Genomic DNA, 14,873 nt, shown 5'->3' on the forward strand with positions numbered 1-14,873 from the left:
ACACGCGAAACAAAAAAAGGGCCTCGATTGAGGCCCTTTTGCATGGAATGAAGTTCGAAGCTCTATGCGCAGCAGGCAGGCTCAGTAACTTCGTCTGATATGCCATGACCAATCGCACGCGCACAGAAGTGCGGACGCAGACCCGATCTGGCAAACACGCCTTCGATATCCTGCCCGTCAAGGAAACCGCCCTGATGCACAAGAAGTGTTTTGATGCCTGATGCCAGACCGCCGAGAACGTCGGTATGAACCGTATCGCCAACCATAAGAACACGCTGCCGGTCAACACCCGGATGACGGCGCAGGACTTCTTCAAAAACGTGATGATACGGTTTGCCAACACATTTTGGCATTACGCCAGAGGCATCAGCGGCAAGATGGGCAAAGTAACCGGACTCCACTGACAGGAAATCCCCCATCGGCGCGCAGATATCGGGATTCCCCACAAGGATCGGCCGGGGATTGGCAGCAAGACTGTCCTGCAACATATTCTGCTGCTCATCCGACCAATTTTCCGAATCAATCAACAGGAAACCGCCAACCCGGTCATACAAGTCGCGATCTGCGCCAAGTGGCTCCACCTGTCCCGGCAGGATATGGAACGGCCAATGGACCGGCGCCATCGCCCCCCAATGCGCAATCTCGGGATGTTCTGCCATAAGAGGCGCAACAAACTGCTGGCTACTGATCAGGTTACGATTGTCGAAATCAAAGCCACGTTTGCGGTGACGGGCAAGAATCGCTTCGGCCGAGCTTGACGCGTCATTGGTCACGACGGCAATTTTCTTACCCATATCCTGAAGGGTTGCGACGGTTTTCACAGCACCGGGGATAGCCGTCGGCCCACTATTGAGCACACCAAACGCATCAAACACGATCAGATCGAACTGATCTGCGACCGATAGCAGATTGTCGATGTAATCGGTTTTTTCGGGAACGGCATCGTCCTGCACCTGCGGCAAGCGTGGCGCATAGTGCAAGTAGGCGTCGATAGCCTGGGCAAAATTCAGCCGCGGCCGATTGATGCTCATTATAGGTTCTCCTGTCTGGGCATTTGGTAGCGCAAATTACGGCCTATTCATCCAGATTGCGACCCCAAATACATCTGAATTCATTTGCGCGACGCGATTTTCATAAAATCAACCAAAGGGCACCACGCAATTTCATTAGCCATGCACCACCAGCATAGCAATAAAAGTTTCGAAACCGTGACAATGTGACGGAGATATAGCCAATTCATTGCAATTTAGTGACTTTCTGCGCTTTCCAAGCCGCTGCCATGCAAAAAACGCATTGGATTAACGCACCCGACAGGCATAGATTGCCTTCACGAAATGAATAGGACGTATCGACTGGTAAATGCGCCACCAGGCAGATGATCATTCGATACATTGGAAACAAACCGACACGTCAAACCAGACAACTATTCCGACACGGAATACAGCGGTGAGAACATGCCGGTTATCTGAACAGACGCCGAACAATCGGCCGGTTTGAAATAGGTGATGAAATGATCGTAACTAAAATCTTTGCTTTCCTTCGCGCTCTTCGCATTCAGTACCAGACCCAGGTAGCGCTGCGTAAACTTGATACGCGCGAACTGGCCGACATCGGTCTGAACCGCGACATGATCGACGATGTAGCACACCGTGTTGCTTTCGGTCGCTAAGCCACGACCGTAGCGTCCTAAGAAAACCCCCGGCAGTTTTGCCGGGAGTTTTCTTTATCTGTATTCTGGATCCAGGATATCGGCCCCCAATCTTTGGCCCCGGTGATCTAGTTCGCAAACAGGGATTTATATTCCTCGCGCAGAATGTTCTTTTGAACCTTGCCCATTGCATTGCGCGGCAACTCGTCAACAAAGAATACCCGTTTGGGAACCTTGAAGTTGGCAAGTTGCGATTTGATTCCCCCGATAATACCGTCTTCGGTCAATGTTCCATTGTTCTCAGGGACAATAACCGCAACAACCGCTTCACCAAAATCGGGATGCAAAACACCGATCACGGCACTTTCAACAACACCATCCATCTTGTCGATCAGCGTTTCGATTTCCTTCGGATAGACATTAAATCCACCTGAAATCACCAGATCCTTTGCACGTCCAACGATGTGGACATATCCCTTGGCATCAATCTTGGCGATATCACCGGTGATGAAGAATCCGTCTTTGCGAAATTCTTCTGCGGTTTTTTCCGGCATTTGCCAGTACCCGGCGAAAACGTTGGGGCCGCGAGCCTCCAGAACACCGACTTCATCAACACCAAGAACATTGCCGTCCGCGTCACAAACCCGAACATCGACATCGGGCAAGGCCGGACCAACTGTATGAACGATCCGTTCGCCATCCAGCGGGTTCGATGTCGCCATCCCCATCTCGGTCATGCCATAGCGTTCAAGCAATGCCTTGCCAGTCCGCTGCTCAAACGCAGTAAAGGTTTCCGGCAGAAGCGGTGCCGAACCAGAAATAAACAGCCGCATATTGGCAGTCGTTTCGGCGGTAAAATCATCCCCGGACAACAGGCGAACATAAAATGTCGGAACCCCCATCATCACCGTGCTCCGCGGCAGAAGCGCCATCACCTGATCACGATCGAATTTCGGCAGGAAAAACATCTTCGCCCCCGAAAGCATCACACAATGGCATGCGATGAATAGTCCGTGGGTATGGAAGATCGGCAAGGCATGTAAAAGGATATCGTTGCCATCAAATCCCCACAACTTTTCAAGGGTTGCAGCATTGGACCACAGGTTCATCTGGGTCATCATCGCCCCTTTGGGCTTGCCGGTGGTGCCCGATGTATAAAGGATCGCCGCCAGGTCTTCATCCGCACAGGGCACCGGGGCGAAGTCGCCCGATTCAGATTGTGCACCGCTCATAAGACTGCCTTCGCCATTCATCCCCAACGTCAGAACATGTTCCACGCCCTGATCATTGGCAATTGCCGCTACCTCATCCTTACGATGTGGCTGACAGACGAAGATAACGGGGGACGCGTTATCCATGAAATAGGCAAGCTCGCCAGCCTGATAGGCCGTATTGAGCGGCAAATAGACCAGACCGGCACGAATGCAGCCAAGATAAAGAAAAAGGGCTTCGGGGGATTTATCAACCTGGACTGCGACACGGTCGCCTTTCTTCGCACCAAGCCCGGTCAGCAAACCTGCAATTTGCGCCGATGCAACATCCGCCTGTCCATAGCTATAAGTCTTGCCCGTCGGTGTCTCGATCAGTACCGATGAAAGGTCCGCCGGAAACCGGTCACGGATGCGCATAAAAAGGCTGTTGGTCACTGTGCTGTTTCCCCGATCAAGTCTATTTTCCGACCGGCTCCCTGCCGGTCCTGATTTCGGGCAGCATAGTGCAACCAACCGTTATCGGTAAACAAGTACCTTTTTACCGATAACGTTAATTTTCTGAGCAACACTGTATCTGAAAACGGGCAAACAGGGGATCTCCTGTTTGCCCGTCACTGTAGCTATTGCTGCATCAGGCCACGTAAGGGAATTCACCATCCACAAACGGGAATGCCTCGCCCACAGTCACCTGCATTTCCGGGAAGAACCCGTTGAAATGGGTTGCAAGCGCATTGCTATAGGCCCCGATATGCCCGAATTCGATCCAGTCCCCTTCGCGGATATCCGCCGGAAGCGATACGGCTGCCGGAAGAACATCCATATTATCGCAGGTCGGACCATAGATGGTGAAATCAAGTGTTTCTTCCTGATTGAATTCACCATTGATTCGCAAGGGTCGCACAGGATAACGCAATTGCCCGGTCACGGTTTCCGACAGGCTGCCATAGACACCGTCATTGATAAACAGGGTGTCTTCCTTACGCAGATGCACCTGCGTAATCAGGGAAACCCCGCTTGAAACAAGCGCCCTGCCCGGCTCACACATGAATGTGGTGTCGGGCATATCAAGCCAGCGGATGCAATCCTTGATCTCGTCCATGAATTCTTCAAGGCTGGCGCCGCGCTGGTTCATATATTGGCCGGGGAAACCGCCGCCGACATCGATATGCCGAACCTGAACACCCGAAAAATCGACGACCTGACGGATCAGCTCAACCGCGATCCGATAGCCATTCGGTGTTGTACATTGCGACCCGACATGGAAGCACAAACCCGCGTCATAGCCATATTCATCGACCTTCTTCAGAAGTTCGGCAGCGACCATCGGGCGCGCACCAAATTTCGCTGAGAGATTATAGGTCGCCCCGGCCGGTGGTGTTGCCAGACGGACATGGATCACAAGCTTCTTGTCGCCCTCGGTTTCTTCACGGATTTTTTCAAGTTCCTCGACGGTATCAATCACATAGTGATCAATACCGAAAACCCGGTGGGCATTACGAATGGCATCGCGGCTTTTGACCGGATGCATGAAATAGGCCTTCATTCCCGGGAACTGGCGACGAACAAGCGCGATTTCTTCTGGCGAGGCAGTATCGAAATGACGCACGCCGCCTTCGTGCAAATAACGCATGACTTCAGGATGCGGATTACATTTCACCGCATAAAGGACGTCGCCCGGGAACATTTCGACAAAGCGCTGCGCTGTTTCTCGAAGGATATTCGGTCTTAGACAATAGACCGGATAGGAAGGTTTGAGTTCCTTAACAACATCGAACGTCGTATCGAAATGACGTGGCATAAATACTCCATCGTTTACGGAATGCAGGCGCCCAGACACGTACCGCCGCCGGGCTGGCCTTTTTGCTGTTTCAGGTTACCAGCCCTTTTGGGAACTGTCATGTCCGGAAAGACGAATTGATCTTGATATTGCTCTCTGCTGTCGATAATTTGGTAAACCAATACCAAATAACCTATATCGTGCGCCCCACGCAAAAACCGTGACTGCACGCCAACCCACAGGGAGCCTGAAATGCCTTTCGAACCGAACCTTGATCCGATGTCACTGGCAACTGAACTTTCCGGCCATCATCTGATCAACGGCAAGCTTGTTGCCCCGAAGAACGGCAAGACCTTTGACGTTATCAATCCCGCCACAGGCAAGGTTATCGGACAGGCAGCCGACGGTGACTCTGATGATGTGGGCATTGCAGTTGCGGTTGCAAAGGCAGCACAAAAGGACTGGGCGGAACGCCCGGCACGCGAACGTGGAAAGCTGGTTGCGGAATGCGGCCGTGTCCTGATGGCACACACCGAAGAACTCGGTCGTCTTGTCGCACTGGAATCGGGTAAGGCACTGCGCACCGAAAGCCGTGTTGAGGCATCGGTTCTTGCCGACATGTTCGTCTTTTTTGGCGGTCTTGCATCAGAGCTCAAGGGCGAAACTGTTCCGTTTAATCCAAATATGATGACGCTGACCACCCGCGAAGCCGTTGGTGTCGTTGGTGCGATCATTCCCTGGAACGTACCGCTTCTTCTGATGGCGATCAAAGTTGCCCCGGCACTGGTTGCTGGCAACTCGGTCGTTGTAAAATCGGCTGAAGACACCCCTCTTACCGTGTTGCGCGTCTGTCAGATCATGCAGGAAATCCTGCCGGCCGGTGTTTTGAACATCCTTTCGGGTTTTGGCCCAACCTGTGGCGGCCCGCTTGTCGCGCACAAGGATGTCAAAAAGGTTTCCTTCACCGGCTCTGTCGAGACCGGTCGTACGGTTTACAAGGCCGCAGCCGAAAAGCTTATTCCGGTCACCCTCGAACTTGGCGGCAAGTCGCCCATGATCGTTATGGATGATGCCGACCTCGACAAGGCCGTGGCCGGCGCAATCGGTGGTATGCGCTTCACCCGTCAGGGCCAGAGCTGTACGGCCTCCTCGCGTATGCTTGTTCATGAAAAACTTCATGATGAGTTCGTTAAGCGGCTGATTGACAAGGTTAATGCACTCAAAATGGGCAACCCGCTTGATGAAGAGACCGACATCGGCACCATCATCAATCGCAAACAGTTCGACAAGGTATCGGGTTACATCGATATCGGCGAAAAAGAGGGTGCGACCAAACATCAACTGAGCGCCCTGCCCACCGATCCAGAGCTTTCCGACGGCCTCTTTGTGCGCCCCGTGATCTTCACCAATGTCGATCCGGATGCTCGCGTCGCACGTGAGGAGATCTTTGGTCCGGTGGCGTGTGTCTTCAAGTTCAAGACCTTTGAAGAGGCCCTTGAACTTGCCAATGACAGCGACTTTGGCCTTGCTGCCACGGTCTGGACGACGGATCTGAAAACGGCACTGGTTGCCACCAAGCGGCTTGAAGCCGGCTTTGTTCAGGTCAACCAGAACCTTGTTGTGCAGCCGAACCTGTCCTATGGCGGCATCAAGCTTTCGGGCCTTGGCAAGGAAGCGTCGCTTGAAAGCATGCTTGAACATTTCACCTACAAGAAAACGGTTATCCTCAACATGGAATAACGCCGGATTCCCCATGCCAGGCGTTGTACTTGGCCGGGTTGCAGTTCATGCAACCCGGTTTTTCTATTGCTGTACTTGACCTTGGCGCCCTAATCCGCAAAGCTACCTTTCGAAACACATCCCTAATCCAGAAAGAACATGGCTATGTCTGCATATACTGACATCCTTTCATCGCATTCCCGTCCGACGCTTGGTGCCGGTGCGATGGCCATGATTATTGGGATTTCCGACCTGCGAATGTGATCCCTGTCATCTGCGGATGACAGGTCCGGTTAAATACCGTTTCTCACCCATTACATGATATTATTGCCACCACACCACAAAGATGGTGGCCGCAGGAGCATGGAAATTATGACTGTTTCCTATCACGACGTTGTACGCGCATCCGGTTTGCTTGAAGGCATCGTTGCCAAGACACCGCTGGTAAAATCACTAACACTTTCATCGATTTGTCAGGCAGAAGTTTATCTTAAGCTTGAGAACCAGCAATATACCGCTTCCTTCAAGGAACGCGGTGCCTATGTCAAACTGGCAAGCCTGACACCCGAAGAGCGCGAAAAAGGCGTCATTGCCGTATCCGCCGGAAACCATGCACAGGGCGTTGCCTATAACGCCAAGCGTCTGGGCATCCCGGCAACCATCGTGATGCCGAAAAACACGCCCTTTACCAAGGTCCATCATACCCGTTCCCACGGCGCTGAAGTCGTTCTGACCGGCAATGTCTTTGCCGAAAGCCTTGAAGCCGCCGGTCGCATCCAGCAGGAACGCGGACTTACCTTTGTACATCCGTTTGACGACCCGCATATCATTGCCGGTCAGGGCACAGTCGGTCTCGAAATTCTGAATGAGAACGTTGATATCGATACCATCGTTGTCCCGATTGGCGGTGGCGGACTTGCATCAGGTATCGCAACCGCGGTCAAATCGCGCCGCCCAGACATCGAAATCATTGGCGTTGAAACCAAGCTTTATCCCTGCATGTATGAAGGCATTCGTGGTGACGAATATACCGGCGGTGGCGTTACAATTGCCGAGGGCATTGCCGTCAAACAACCAGGCGGCCTGACACTTGAAATCTGCAAGGAAAAGCTCGACGAAGTGGTTCTGGTCGAGGAAAGCTCAATTGAACGATCCATTCAGATGCTGATCGAGATTGAAAAAAGCGTGGTCGAAGGTGCAGGTGCTGCGCCGCTTGCCGCCCTTCTCGATCATCCTGAAAAATTCAAAGGCAAGAAAGTATGCCTGATCGTCAGTGGCGGCAATATTGACACCCGCCTTCTGGCACAGGTCCTGATGCGTGGCATGGCCCGCCAGGGTCGCCTTGTACGTGTTCGCATCGAAATTCCCGATGTGCCGGGTGCTCTGGCAACCATCAGCACACTGATCGGTGAAGAAGAAGCCAATATCATCGAAGTTTATCACCAGCGTCATTTTTACGACGTTCCGGCAAAGCAGACCGATGTCGATATGGTGCTGGAAGTGCGTGATACCGGCCATGCCCAGCAAGTGATTGAACGCCTGATCAAGGCAGGGTTTGGCGGACGCTTGCTTGGCAATACGTCGCTCGACTGATCAAAATTCCCTGGATATCTGAAAATAAAAAAACGGGCCGCTGGAACAATCCACACGGCCCGTTTTTCATTAATAGTTATTCGCTTTTAAGGCCACGATAACGGCCGCCGTAATAAAGCAACGGCTCCCCCGTTTCGCCCATCACAAGATTATCGACATGGCCGACAATGATGCTGTGATCGCCACCATCATGAATGGCGTGGCGTTTACACGAAAACGCCGCCAACGAGCCTCTCAGGCGTGGCATACCGTGACCATCATCTTCAAACCCGACCGTTTCCCAGCCATTCTGCCCCGGTGCGGAAAACAGTTCAGAGATCGCCTGTTGGTCCTGACGAAGAATATTGATGCAAAAACGCGTGCAAGAACCGGCGAACAAGGCATGTGTCGCCGCACGCTGATCTACGGAAAAAAGAACCAGTGCCGGATCAAGCGAAACAGACGCAAAACTGTTAATCGTGATGCCCGCTTTGGAACCATCTTCGGCCCGCGTGGTCACAACGGCAACGCCGGTTGTGAACTGACCAAGACAGTCGCGGAAATCGCGCGGAGAGAATGACATATTGAAGAATGCTCTTGCTGACTAAACCTATTGAAGTACGACCCCGTAAAAGGCTTGGGGAAAATGGCGATTAAACTTCGATCTGTCAAACCTAACTCACAGCAGATTTAAACGGGATATTAATAAGATTAAAAGCTAATAGTGTCATATAGATGCCAGATGGACTTTGTCTGCAACCATGATCGGGTTTGGGTCTTGGGAACATGTTGCGGACTGAACCGATAATCGTCCTAGGCTAGCGGGGAATAATAAGAATGTTTTTGATCATTGGGTATGTCGTGGTGATTGGCGCTGTTCTTGGCGGTTATTTGCCCCACGGCGACATTGGTGTCCTTATCCAACCCCTTGAAGTGCTTATCATTTTCGGTGCTGCGTTTGGTACATTCCTGATTGCCAACCCTATGAGCATCCTTAAAAAGTCGATTGCTTATACGATCCGTGCACTTAAGGGGCCCAAAAAGAAAGCGGCCTATGTCGAGCTTCTTGTTTGCCTTTATGCTGTTTTCCGACTGGCGAAATCGAAGGGTGATCTTGCACTTGAAAGCCATGTAGAGAATCCCGAAGGCTCCAGTCTTTTTGGCAACTTCCCCGAGTTGATGAAAGACCATCATGCCGTTGAATTCCTGTGTGACTATTTGCGTCTTCTGACCCTTGGCACCACCAATGCCTATGAACTTGAAGCGGTCATTGATCAGGAACTTGAAGCCCATCACGAAGAAGATCACATGGTCCCTGCCGCCATCCAGACAGTGGGCGACGCCCTTCCCGGTCTGGGCATTGTTGCAGCCGTGCTTGGTGTGATTGTCACCATGGGCTCAGTTACCGAACCGCCGGAAATTCTTGGTGGTTTGATTGCAGCGGCTCTCGTCGGTACGTTTCTTGGTATTCTCGCGTCCTATGGCTTTGTTGGTCCGACGTCGGAAATCATCAAGAAGACGCTGGATCAGGACGGAAAATATTTCAGCTGTATGAAAGCGGCCCTGATTGGTCACATGCAGGGCTATGCCCCGCAGGTTTCCGTTGAATTTGCCCGCAAAACGCTGCCGTCCACCGTTCGGCCGAGCTTCAAGGAACTTGAAGATGCCTTGCAGGATGCGCCGTCAGCCTGATTTTCCTTTGCCTTGCAGAAACAGAACCAGTAACTCACGGAATTTGCATCGCACATGCCTGATATCGTAATCAAAAAGGTCAAAAAAGGCGGACATGGCGGCCATCATGGTGGCTCGTGGAAAGTTGCCTATGCTGACTTTGTCACGGCTATGATGGCGTTCTTCCTGTTGCTTTGGCTGCTTTCAAGCGCCACGGAAGAACAACTTCAGGGTGTTTCAATGTATTTCACCCCTGAAACGATTTCACAAAATGATTCGGGCTCCGGCGGGGTTCTGGGTGGCACCAGTCTTGCCGAGGAAGGCGCTCAGCGCTCCGAATTCGGAATGCCGACAGTCAGCATGGAAATTCCGCCACAGCAATCCCCGGACGAGCGAGAAGCCATCCGGGTAGCACAGATGGAAGAACAGGAATTCAATGAAGCCAAGGAAGAACTTCTAAAGGCTATCGAAGAAAGTCCCGAGCTTCAGGGTCTTGAGAAAAACATCCGGATCGAAGAAACCCCCGAAGGTCTTCGTATCCAGATTCTTGATGAAGACGGCACATCCATGTTCCCGAGTGGCAGTGCTGAAATGGCTGATCACACGCGCTTGTTGCTTGATAAGGTAGCGGCCGTCATCGAAAAGATGCCTCAGGACGTCTCGATTGAGGGCCATACCGACGCAGTGCCATTTAATCGTACGGATGGTTACTCAAACTGGGAACTCTCAGCTGATCGTGCCTTGGCGACACGACGCACGCTTGAAGACCTCGGACTTGACACCGGTCGCTTTGCGAAGGTTGCCGGACTTTCTGACACGGATCCGCTGGTGCCTGAAGACCCCAAAAATGAAACCAACCGCCGTATCAGCATCACCTTGCTCCGAGGCACAGGCGAACGATCAGAACTTGAGAACGGAACGCAAAACGGAAATGGTTCTGTATTACCATCTTCCAATGGCGCGCCGACTGCCCAGCCGTCAGAACCTGCGGCACCAGGTACGACACCGCGTCGTCCAACCTTCTCTGTTCCATCACAGCCCTGATCTGGCAATTCCGGTTTTGCAAATTTGACAGCTCTTTTGGTGGGATGACCTTTAAACTGTCATAAATAACGCTTAATCTCTTAAGATAGATGATCAGATGTGGTCGGGATTGAGAAACACCAGATGACAGTTAATCAGCGCCGCCTTACGCAGCACTATTTCATGACTGCCCCGATGCCGTGCCCCTACCTGCCCGGCCGCTTTGAGCGCAAACTGGTTACAGAGCTGCGCGGACCAGAAGCGAATAATATCCATGATTTACTGTCACGGGCAGGCTTTCGTCGCAGCCATTCAATAGCCTATCTTCCGGCATGCAGCGACTGCAATGCCTGCATTCCGGTTCGTGTCCGATGCGCCGAATTTGAAAGCAGCCGTTCTTTCCGTCGTATCCAGAACAAAAACAGTGATCTGACCCGAACCGTATTGCCCGCAGTCGCGACCCAGGAACAATATCAACTGTTCAGTACCTATCAGGATGCACGTCACGGAAATGGTGACATGGCGCGCATGGATGCCCGTGACTATCGGGCGATGATCGAAGACAGCACGATTGAAACGTCTGTCTATGAGTATCGTCGTCCGGATAACAGTCTGATTGCTGTTGCACTGATCGATAATCTGGCTGACGGACTTTCGGCTGTTTACAGCTTTTTTGATCCGTCCGAACACAAGCGTGGACTGGGCACCTACATCGTGCTCGACCTCATAGAAGAAGCCCAACTTCTTGATTTACCTCATATCTATCTTGGGTACTGGATCGGTGAATGCCGCAAGATGTCCTACAAGATGCGGTTCCAGCCACTTGAAGGTTTCCGAAATGGCCAGTGGGCGCCAATGGAGGAAACCAGGCCCAGTAGTGCTACCTGACGAACTGAGCAAACCGCCCCATTAGATTAGACTAAAGTCCAAGAGAACAACTCGATCCCCGGTTGCCTGCACCCGAAGACGCATATAAGCTGCGGTACAAAGCCGGTGAACCGGCTTTGATACATATAAATCATGAGCTTGCATCTTTGGGAGGCTGTAACTAATGAAACGTCGCCAATTTCTTTCTGGCGCTGCTGTAGCAGGTGCGACTGCTGCTGCATCGACTTTTGCCAAACCGGCACTCGCGCAGGACGTCCGTGAATGGCGTATGGTCACGACCTGGCCGAAAAACTTCCCGGGTCTTGGTACTGGCGCAAACCTTCTTGCTGAATACATCACCAAAGCATCTGACGGTCGCCTGAAAGTCACCGTATTTGGTGCTGGTGAAATCGTTCCGGCATTCGAAGCAATTGATGCTGTCGGCAACGGCACCGTCGAAATGGGCCACGGCGCGCCTTACTACTGGAAAGGTAAAGTTGATGCCACCCAGTATATTGCGGCAATGCCGTTTGGCCTGAACGCCCAGGAACAGAATGCATGGTTCCAGTGGGGTGGCGGTCAGGAACTTGCTGACAAGGTCTATGCTGAACTGAACTGTAAGTTCTTCCCGTCGGGCAACACTGGCACCCAGATGGGCGGCTGGTTCAACAAGGAAATGAACACCATTGCAGACTATCAGGGTCTGAAAATGCGTATTCCTGGCCTTGGTGGCGAAGTTGTCAAAGCAGCTGGCGCAAACGTTGTGAACCTTCCGGGCGGTGAAATTCCGCCGGCACTTCAGTCGGGCGCAATTGACGCGACCGAGTGGGTTGGTCCGTACAACGATCTGGCGTTCGGTCTCTATAAATCGGCAAAATACTACTACTATCCGGGCTGGCATGAACCGGCGACCGTTCTCGACAACTTCATCAACCTGGATGCATGGAATGCGCTCCCGGATGATCTGAAAGCCATCGTCGAGCAGGCCAACCGTGCAGTTAACCAGATGGTTCTGTCCGAGTTTACCGCACGTAACGTTCAGGCACTCGACACCCTGCGCAACAAGCACGGTGTAGACGTTCGTCCGTTCTCTGACGACATTCTGACCAACCTTGGCAAACTGTCGGGCGAAGTTCTGCGTGATCTGGTTGCATCCAACCCGCTGTCGAAAGAAGTATTCGAAAGCCTCGTAGCATTCCGCACCCAGTCGATCGCATGGTCGAAATTCTCGGAAGCAGCATTTGCACAGGCACGTGTACTTCCGTTCAAATACTAAGTTCTCCGCCTGTCGGAAAACGACAAGGGGCTGGCTTTTGCCGGCCCCTTTTTTTGTTTTGTGTCATCCTGAAATATGTCACCTCCTATAGGGACAATGTATTCCGGGACGTAACCACAGAATCAAAAAAAGGCCCCTCATCGGGGCCTTTTTCTTTGGTGATCTTTGATCTTCGCGTTCTTAGAACAGAATGCCCGGAAGCCAGGTCGCCAGCCACGGGAATGCAGCGACAAGGCAAAGACCAAGCATCTGGATCATAACGAACGGAATGATACCGCGATAAATATCAAACGTCTTGATCGCTGCCGGTGCGACACCACGCAAATAGAACAGCGCAAAGCCGAATGGCGGTGTCAGGAAGCTGGTCTGAAGGTTGATGGCAATCATCACACCCAGCCAAACCGGATCAATGTCCATCTTGAGCAGGATCGGACCAACAATCGGAATCACGACGAACACGATCTCGATGAAGTCCAGGAAGAAGCCCATGAAGAACATCAACAGCATCACAACCAGCATCGCACTGAAGACACCACCCGGAAGGTTGTGCAGCAGTTCTTCGACAAGGTGATCGCCACCAAGACCACGGAACACCAGCGAGAACACCGACGCACCCAGCAGGATGACGAACACCATAGCACTGACCTGAACGGTCTGGCGCACGACATGGCGCAGAACGGGCATATCGAGGCGCTTGTAGAACGCAGCCAGTACGATTGCACCGATCGAGCCAAAAGCAGCTGATTCCGTCGGGGTCGCAATACCGGTCAGGATTGAGCCAAGAACGGCAACAATCAGAAGCCCCGGAGGCAGCAATGCGCGCAGCACTTCACCCCAAAGACCTTCCGGACGCTTTCCTTCAACCAGTGCCGGTGCCGATTTCGGATCAATCAGGGACTTGATGATGATCCAGCCGATATAAAGTGCCACCAGCAGAAGCCCCGGAATGAATGCACCTGCAAAAAGGTCCATCACAGAAATCGGTTCCGGTGCCCAGTTGCCGATTGCGCGCTGTGCTTCGGCATAGGCGCCCTGAAGAATATCGCCCAGCAGAACAAGAACGATCGACGGTGGAATAATCTGACCCAGCGTACCGGACGCGCAGATAATACCGGTCGAAAGTTTCGGATCATATCCGGCTTTCTGCATCGCAGGGAGACTGAGCAAGCCCATGGTCACGACGGTCGCACCGACGATGCCGGTTGAGGCGGCAAGCAACATGCCGACGATGACAACCGAAATCCCCAGACCACCACGCATGGTGCCAAACAGCATCCCCATGGTCGTCAGAAGTTTTTCGGCAATCCTTGCGCGTTCAAGCATGACGCCCATGAACACGAACAGCGGGATCGCAACATACAGCTCGTTGGTCATCACACCGAAATAGCGTGACGGCAGTGAGCCCAGAAGCGGCATATCAAAGGTGCCCATCGAATGACCGATAAGCGCAAAAGCAAGACCGGTACCCGCAAGCGAGAAGGCAACCGGAAAACCGAGAAGAAGCACGCCGCAAGCAACGGCGAACATCACCAGACTAAGAACTTCACCAGCCATCAGACGCCCTCGTGCTCTTCTTCTTTGATTTCAAATTCTTTGTGACCGGCAAGCACCAGAACGCTGCGCGCAGCAAGCGAAAGCCCCTGAAGGAGCATCAATACACAAAAGATCAGAATCACTGATTTATAAAGGAACAGGCCCGGAAGACCGCCCGTCTCGTGCGACCCTTCAAGGCGATGCCAGCTGGTCGCTACATACGGATAGCTATAGATCAAGATCATGATCAGCACCGGCATCATCAGGAACAGCGACCCGAACAGATCGACCCATGCCTTGTAACGCGCAGATGCCGGACGATAGAAAACGTCGACACGAACATGACCACCGTGCAAAAGCGTGTAACCCGCCCCTACCATGAACATAATGCCGTAAAGCCACATGTAGCTTTCCTGCATTGATACCCAGCCAACCGCAAAGCCGTAACGCAATGTGGCAACTAAAAATGTGATCACAACCATCGGGATCACCAGCCAGGCCACCCCGCGACCGATCCAGTCATTCAGACTGTCAATCGCGTGGACGAAATTTCCAAGAAATCTCACTTTTCACTCC

Annotated in this window: 13 protein-coding genes; 7 read left to right on the forward strand and 6 right to left on the reverse strand. The window is 52.5% G+C overall.

What is annotated here, in order from left to right; all coding sequences use genetic code 11:
• Positions 1-62: 62 nt before the first annotated feature.
• Positions 63-1,031 (reverse strand): HAD-IIA family hydrolase, encoded by a 969-nt coding sequence (locus tag WA318_RS11225; protein WP_336081105.1) that lies wholly within the window; start codon positions 1,029-1,031, stop codon positions 63-65.
• Positions 1,032-1,510: 479 nt separating this feature from the next.
• On the opposite strand from WA318_RS11225, the gene WA318_RS11230 reads away from it, so the two are divergent.
• Complete coding sequence (locus WA318_RS11230) at positions 1,511-1,669, forward strand: DUF1127 domain-containing protein (RefSeq protein WP_114097432.1); 159 nt, start codon at positions 1,511-1,513, stop codon at positions 1,667-1,669.
• Between the two features lie 107 nt (positions 1,670-1,776).
• On the opposite strand, the gene WA318_RS11235 is transcribed toward WA318_RS11230, so the two are convergent.
• Together WA318_RS11235 and WA318_RS11240 are read right to left on the reverse strand one after the other, a co-directional pair.
• On the reverse strand, positions 1,777-3,294 hold the full coding sequence (locus WA318_RS11235; protein WP_336081108.1) for a malonate--CoA ligase: 1,518 nt from the start codon (positions 3,292-3,294) through the stop codon (positions 1,777-1,779).
• A gap of 196 nt (positions 3,295-3,490) precedes the next feature.
• Positions 3,491-4,657: a type III PLP-dependent enzyme gene (locus tag WA318_RS11240; RefSeq protein WP_336081110.1), complete on the reverse strand. Its 1,167-nt coding sequence runs from the start codon at positions 4,655-4,657 to the stop codon at positions 3,491-3,493.
• A 231-nt stretch (positions 4,658-4,888) separates the two neighbouring features.
• Between WA318_RS11240 and WA318_RS11245 the strand changes: the two genes are divergently transcribed.
• On the forward strand, positions 4,889-6,376 hold the full coding sequence (locus WA318_RS11245) for an aldehyde dehydrogenase family protein (RefSeq protein ID WP_114097429.1): 1,488 nt from the start codon (positions 4,889-4,891) through the stop codon (positions 6,374-6,376).
• A 351-nt stretch (positions 6,377-6,727) separates the two neighbouring features.
• On the forward strand, positions 6,728-7,948 hold the full coding sequence (locus tag WA318_RS11250) for a threonine ammonia-lyase (RefSeq protein ID WP_114097534.1): 1,221 nt from the start codon (positions 6,728-6,730) through the stop codon (positions 7,946-7,948).
• Between the two features lie 76 nt (positions 7,949-8,024).
• Here WA318_RS11250 and WA318_RS11255 read toward each other — a convergent pair whose 3' ends face one another.
• Positions 8,025-8,510: a flavin reductase family protein gene (locus tag WA318_RS11255; protein ID WP_114097428.1), complete on the reverse strand. Its 486-nt coding sequence runs from the start codon at positions 8,508-8,510 to the stop codon at positions 8,025-8,027.
• Between the two features lie 254 nt (positions 8,511-8,764).
• Between WA318_RS11255 and motA the strand changes: the two genes are divergently transcribed.
• The 4 genes from motA (at position 8,765) to WA318_RS11275 (ending at position 12,764) form a co-directional block, all read left to right on the forward strand.
• The gene (gene motA / locus WA318_RS11260; protein WP_114097427.1) at positions 8,765-9,619 is read left to right on the forward strand and encodes a flagellar motor stator protein MotA; all 855 of its coding nucleotides are present in this window, start codon (positions 8,765-8,767) and stop codon (positions 9,617-9,619) included.
• 54 nt (positions 9,620-9,673) lie between these two features.
• Positions 9,674-10,642, forward strand: a complete 969-nt coding sequence (locus tag WA318_RS11265; RefSeq protein WP_114097426.1) for a flagellar motor protein MotB — start codon at positions 9,674-9,676, stop codon at positions 10,640-10,642.
• 123 nt (positions 10,643-10,765) lie between these two features.
• Positions 10,766-11,509 carry an arginyltransferase gene (locus WA318_RS11270; RefSeq protein WP_336081117.1) on the forward strand — a complete coding sequence of 248 codons (744 nt, stop codon included), beginning with the start codon at positions 10,766-10,768 and terminating at the stop codon, positions 11,507-11,509.
• Positions 11,510-11,672: 163 nt separating this feature from the next.
• The gene (locus tag WA318_RS11275) at positions 11,673-12,764 is read left to right on the forward strand and encodes a TRAP transporter substrate-binding protein (protein ID WP_114097424.1); all 1,092 of its coding nucleotides are present in this window, start codon (positions 11,673-11,675) and stop codon (positions 12,762-12,764) included.
• 180 nt (positions 12,765-12,944) lie between these two features.
• On the opposite strand, the gene WA318_RS11280 is transcribed toward WA318_RS11275, so the two are convergent.
• Together WA318_RS11280 and WA318_RS11285 are read right to left on the reverse strand one after the other, a co-directional pair.
• The gene (locus WA318_RS11280; protein WP_336081121.1) at positions 12,945-14,318 is read right to left on the reverse strand and encodes a TRAP transporter large permease; all 1,374 of its coding nucleotides are present in this window, start codon (positions 14,316-14,318) and stop codon (positions 12,945-12,947) included.
• Positions 14,318-14,863 carry a TRAP transporter small permease subunit gene (locus WA318_RS11285; RefSeq protein ID WP_336081124.1) on the reverse strand — a complete coding sequence of 182 codons (546 nt, stop codon included), beginning with the start codon at positions 14,861-14,863 and terminating at the stop codon, positions 14,318-14,320. Before WA318_RS11285 ends, WA318_RS11280 begins: the two co-directional genes overlap by 1 nt.
• Positions 14,864-14,873: the final 10 nt, after the last annotated feature.

Source organism: Thalassospira sp. CH_XMU1448-2 (assembly GCF_037027285.1).
GTDB classification, from domain to species: domain Bacteria; phylum Pseudomonadota; class Alphaproteobacteria; order Rhodospirillales; family Thalassospiraceae; genus Thalassospira; species Thalassospira profundimaris_C.

Bases quoted from the DNA above. Each gene is read 5' to 3' on its own strand.
- WA318_RS11270 (WP_336081117.1), top strand. From the start codon at position 10,766: ATGACAGTTAATCAGCGCCGCCTTACGCAGCACTATTTCATGACTGCC.
- WA318_RS11240 (WP_336081110.1), bottom strand. From the start codon at position 4,657: ATGCCACGTCATTTCGATACGACGTTCGATGTTGTTAAGGAACTCAAA.
- WA318_RS11230 (WP_114097432.1), top strand. From the start codon at position 1,511: ATGATCGTAACTAAAATCTTTGCTTTCCTTCGCGCTCTTCGCATTCAG.
- WA318_RS11275 (WP_114097424.1), top strand. From the start codon at position 11,673: ATGAAACGTCGCCAATTTCTTTCTGGCGCTGCTGTAGCAGGTGCGACT.
- WA318_RS11225 (WP_336081105.1), bottom strand. From the start codon at position 1,031: ATGAGCATCAATCGGCCGCGGCTGAATTTTGCCCAGGCTATCGACGCC.
- WA318_RS11250 (WP_114097534.1), top strand. From the start codon at position 6,728: ATGACTGTTTCCTATCACGACGTTGTACGCGCATCCGGTTTGCTTGAA.
- WA318_RS11255 (WP_114097428.1), bottom strand. From the start codon at position 8,510: ATGTCATTCTCTCCGCGCGATTTCCGCGACTGTCTTGGTCAGTTCACA.
- WA318_RS11280 (WP_336081121.1), bottom strand. From the start codon at position 14,318: ATGGCTGGTGAAGTTCTTAGTCTGGTGATGTTCGCCGTTGCTTGCGGC.
- WA318_RS11245 (WP_114097429.1), top strand. From the start codon at position 4,889: ATGCCTTTCGAACCGAACCTTGATCCGATGTCACTGGCAACTGAACTT.
- motA (WP_114097427.1), top strand. From the start codon at position 8,765: ATGTTTTTGATCATTGGGTATGTCGTGGTGATTGGCGCTGTTCTTGGC.
- WA318_RS11265 (WP_114097426.1), top strand. From the start codon at position 9,674: ATGCCTGATATCGTAATCAAAAAGGTCAAAAAAGGCGGACATGGCGGC.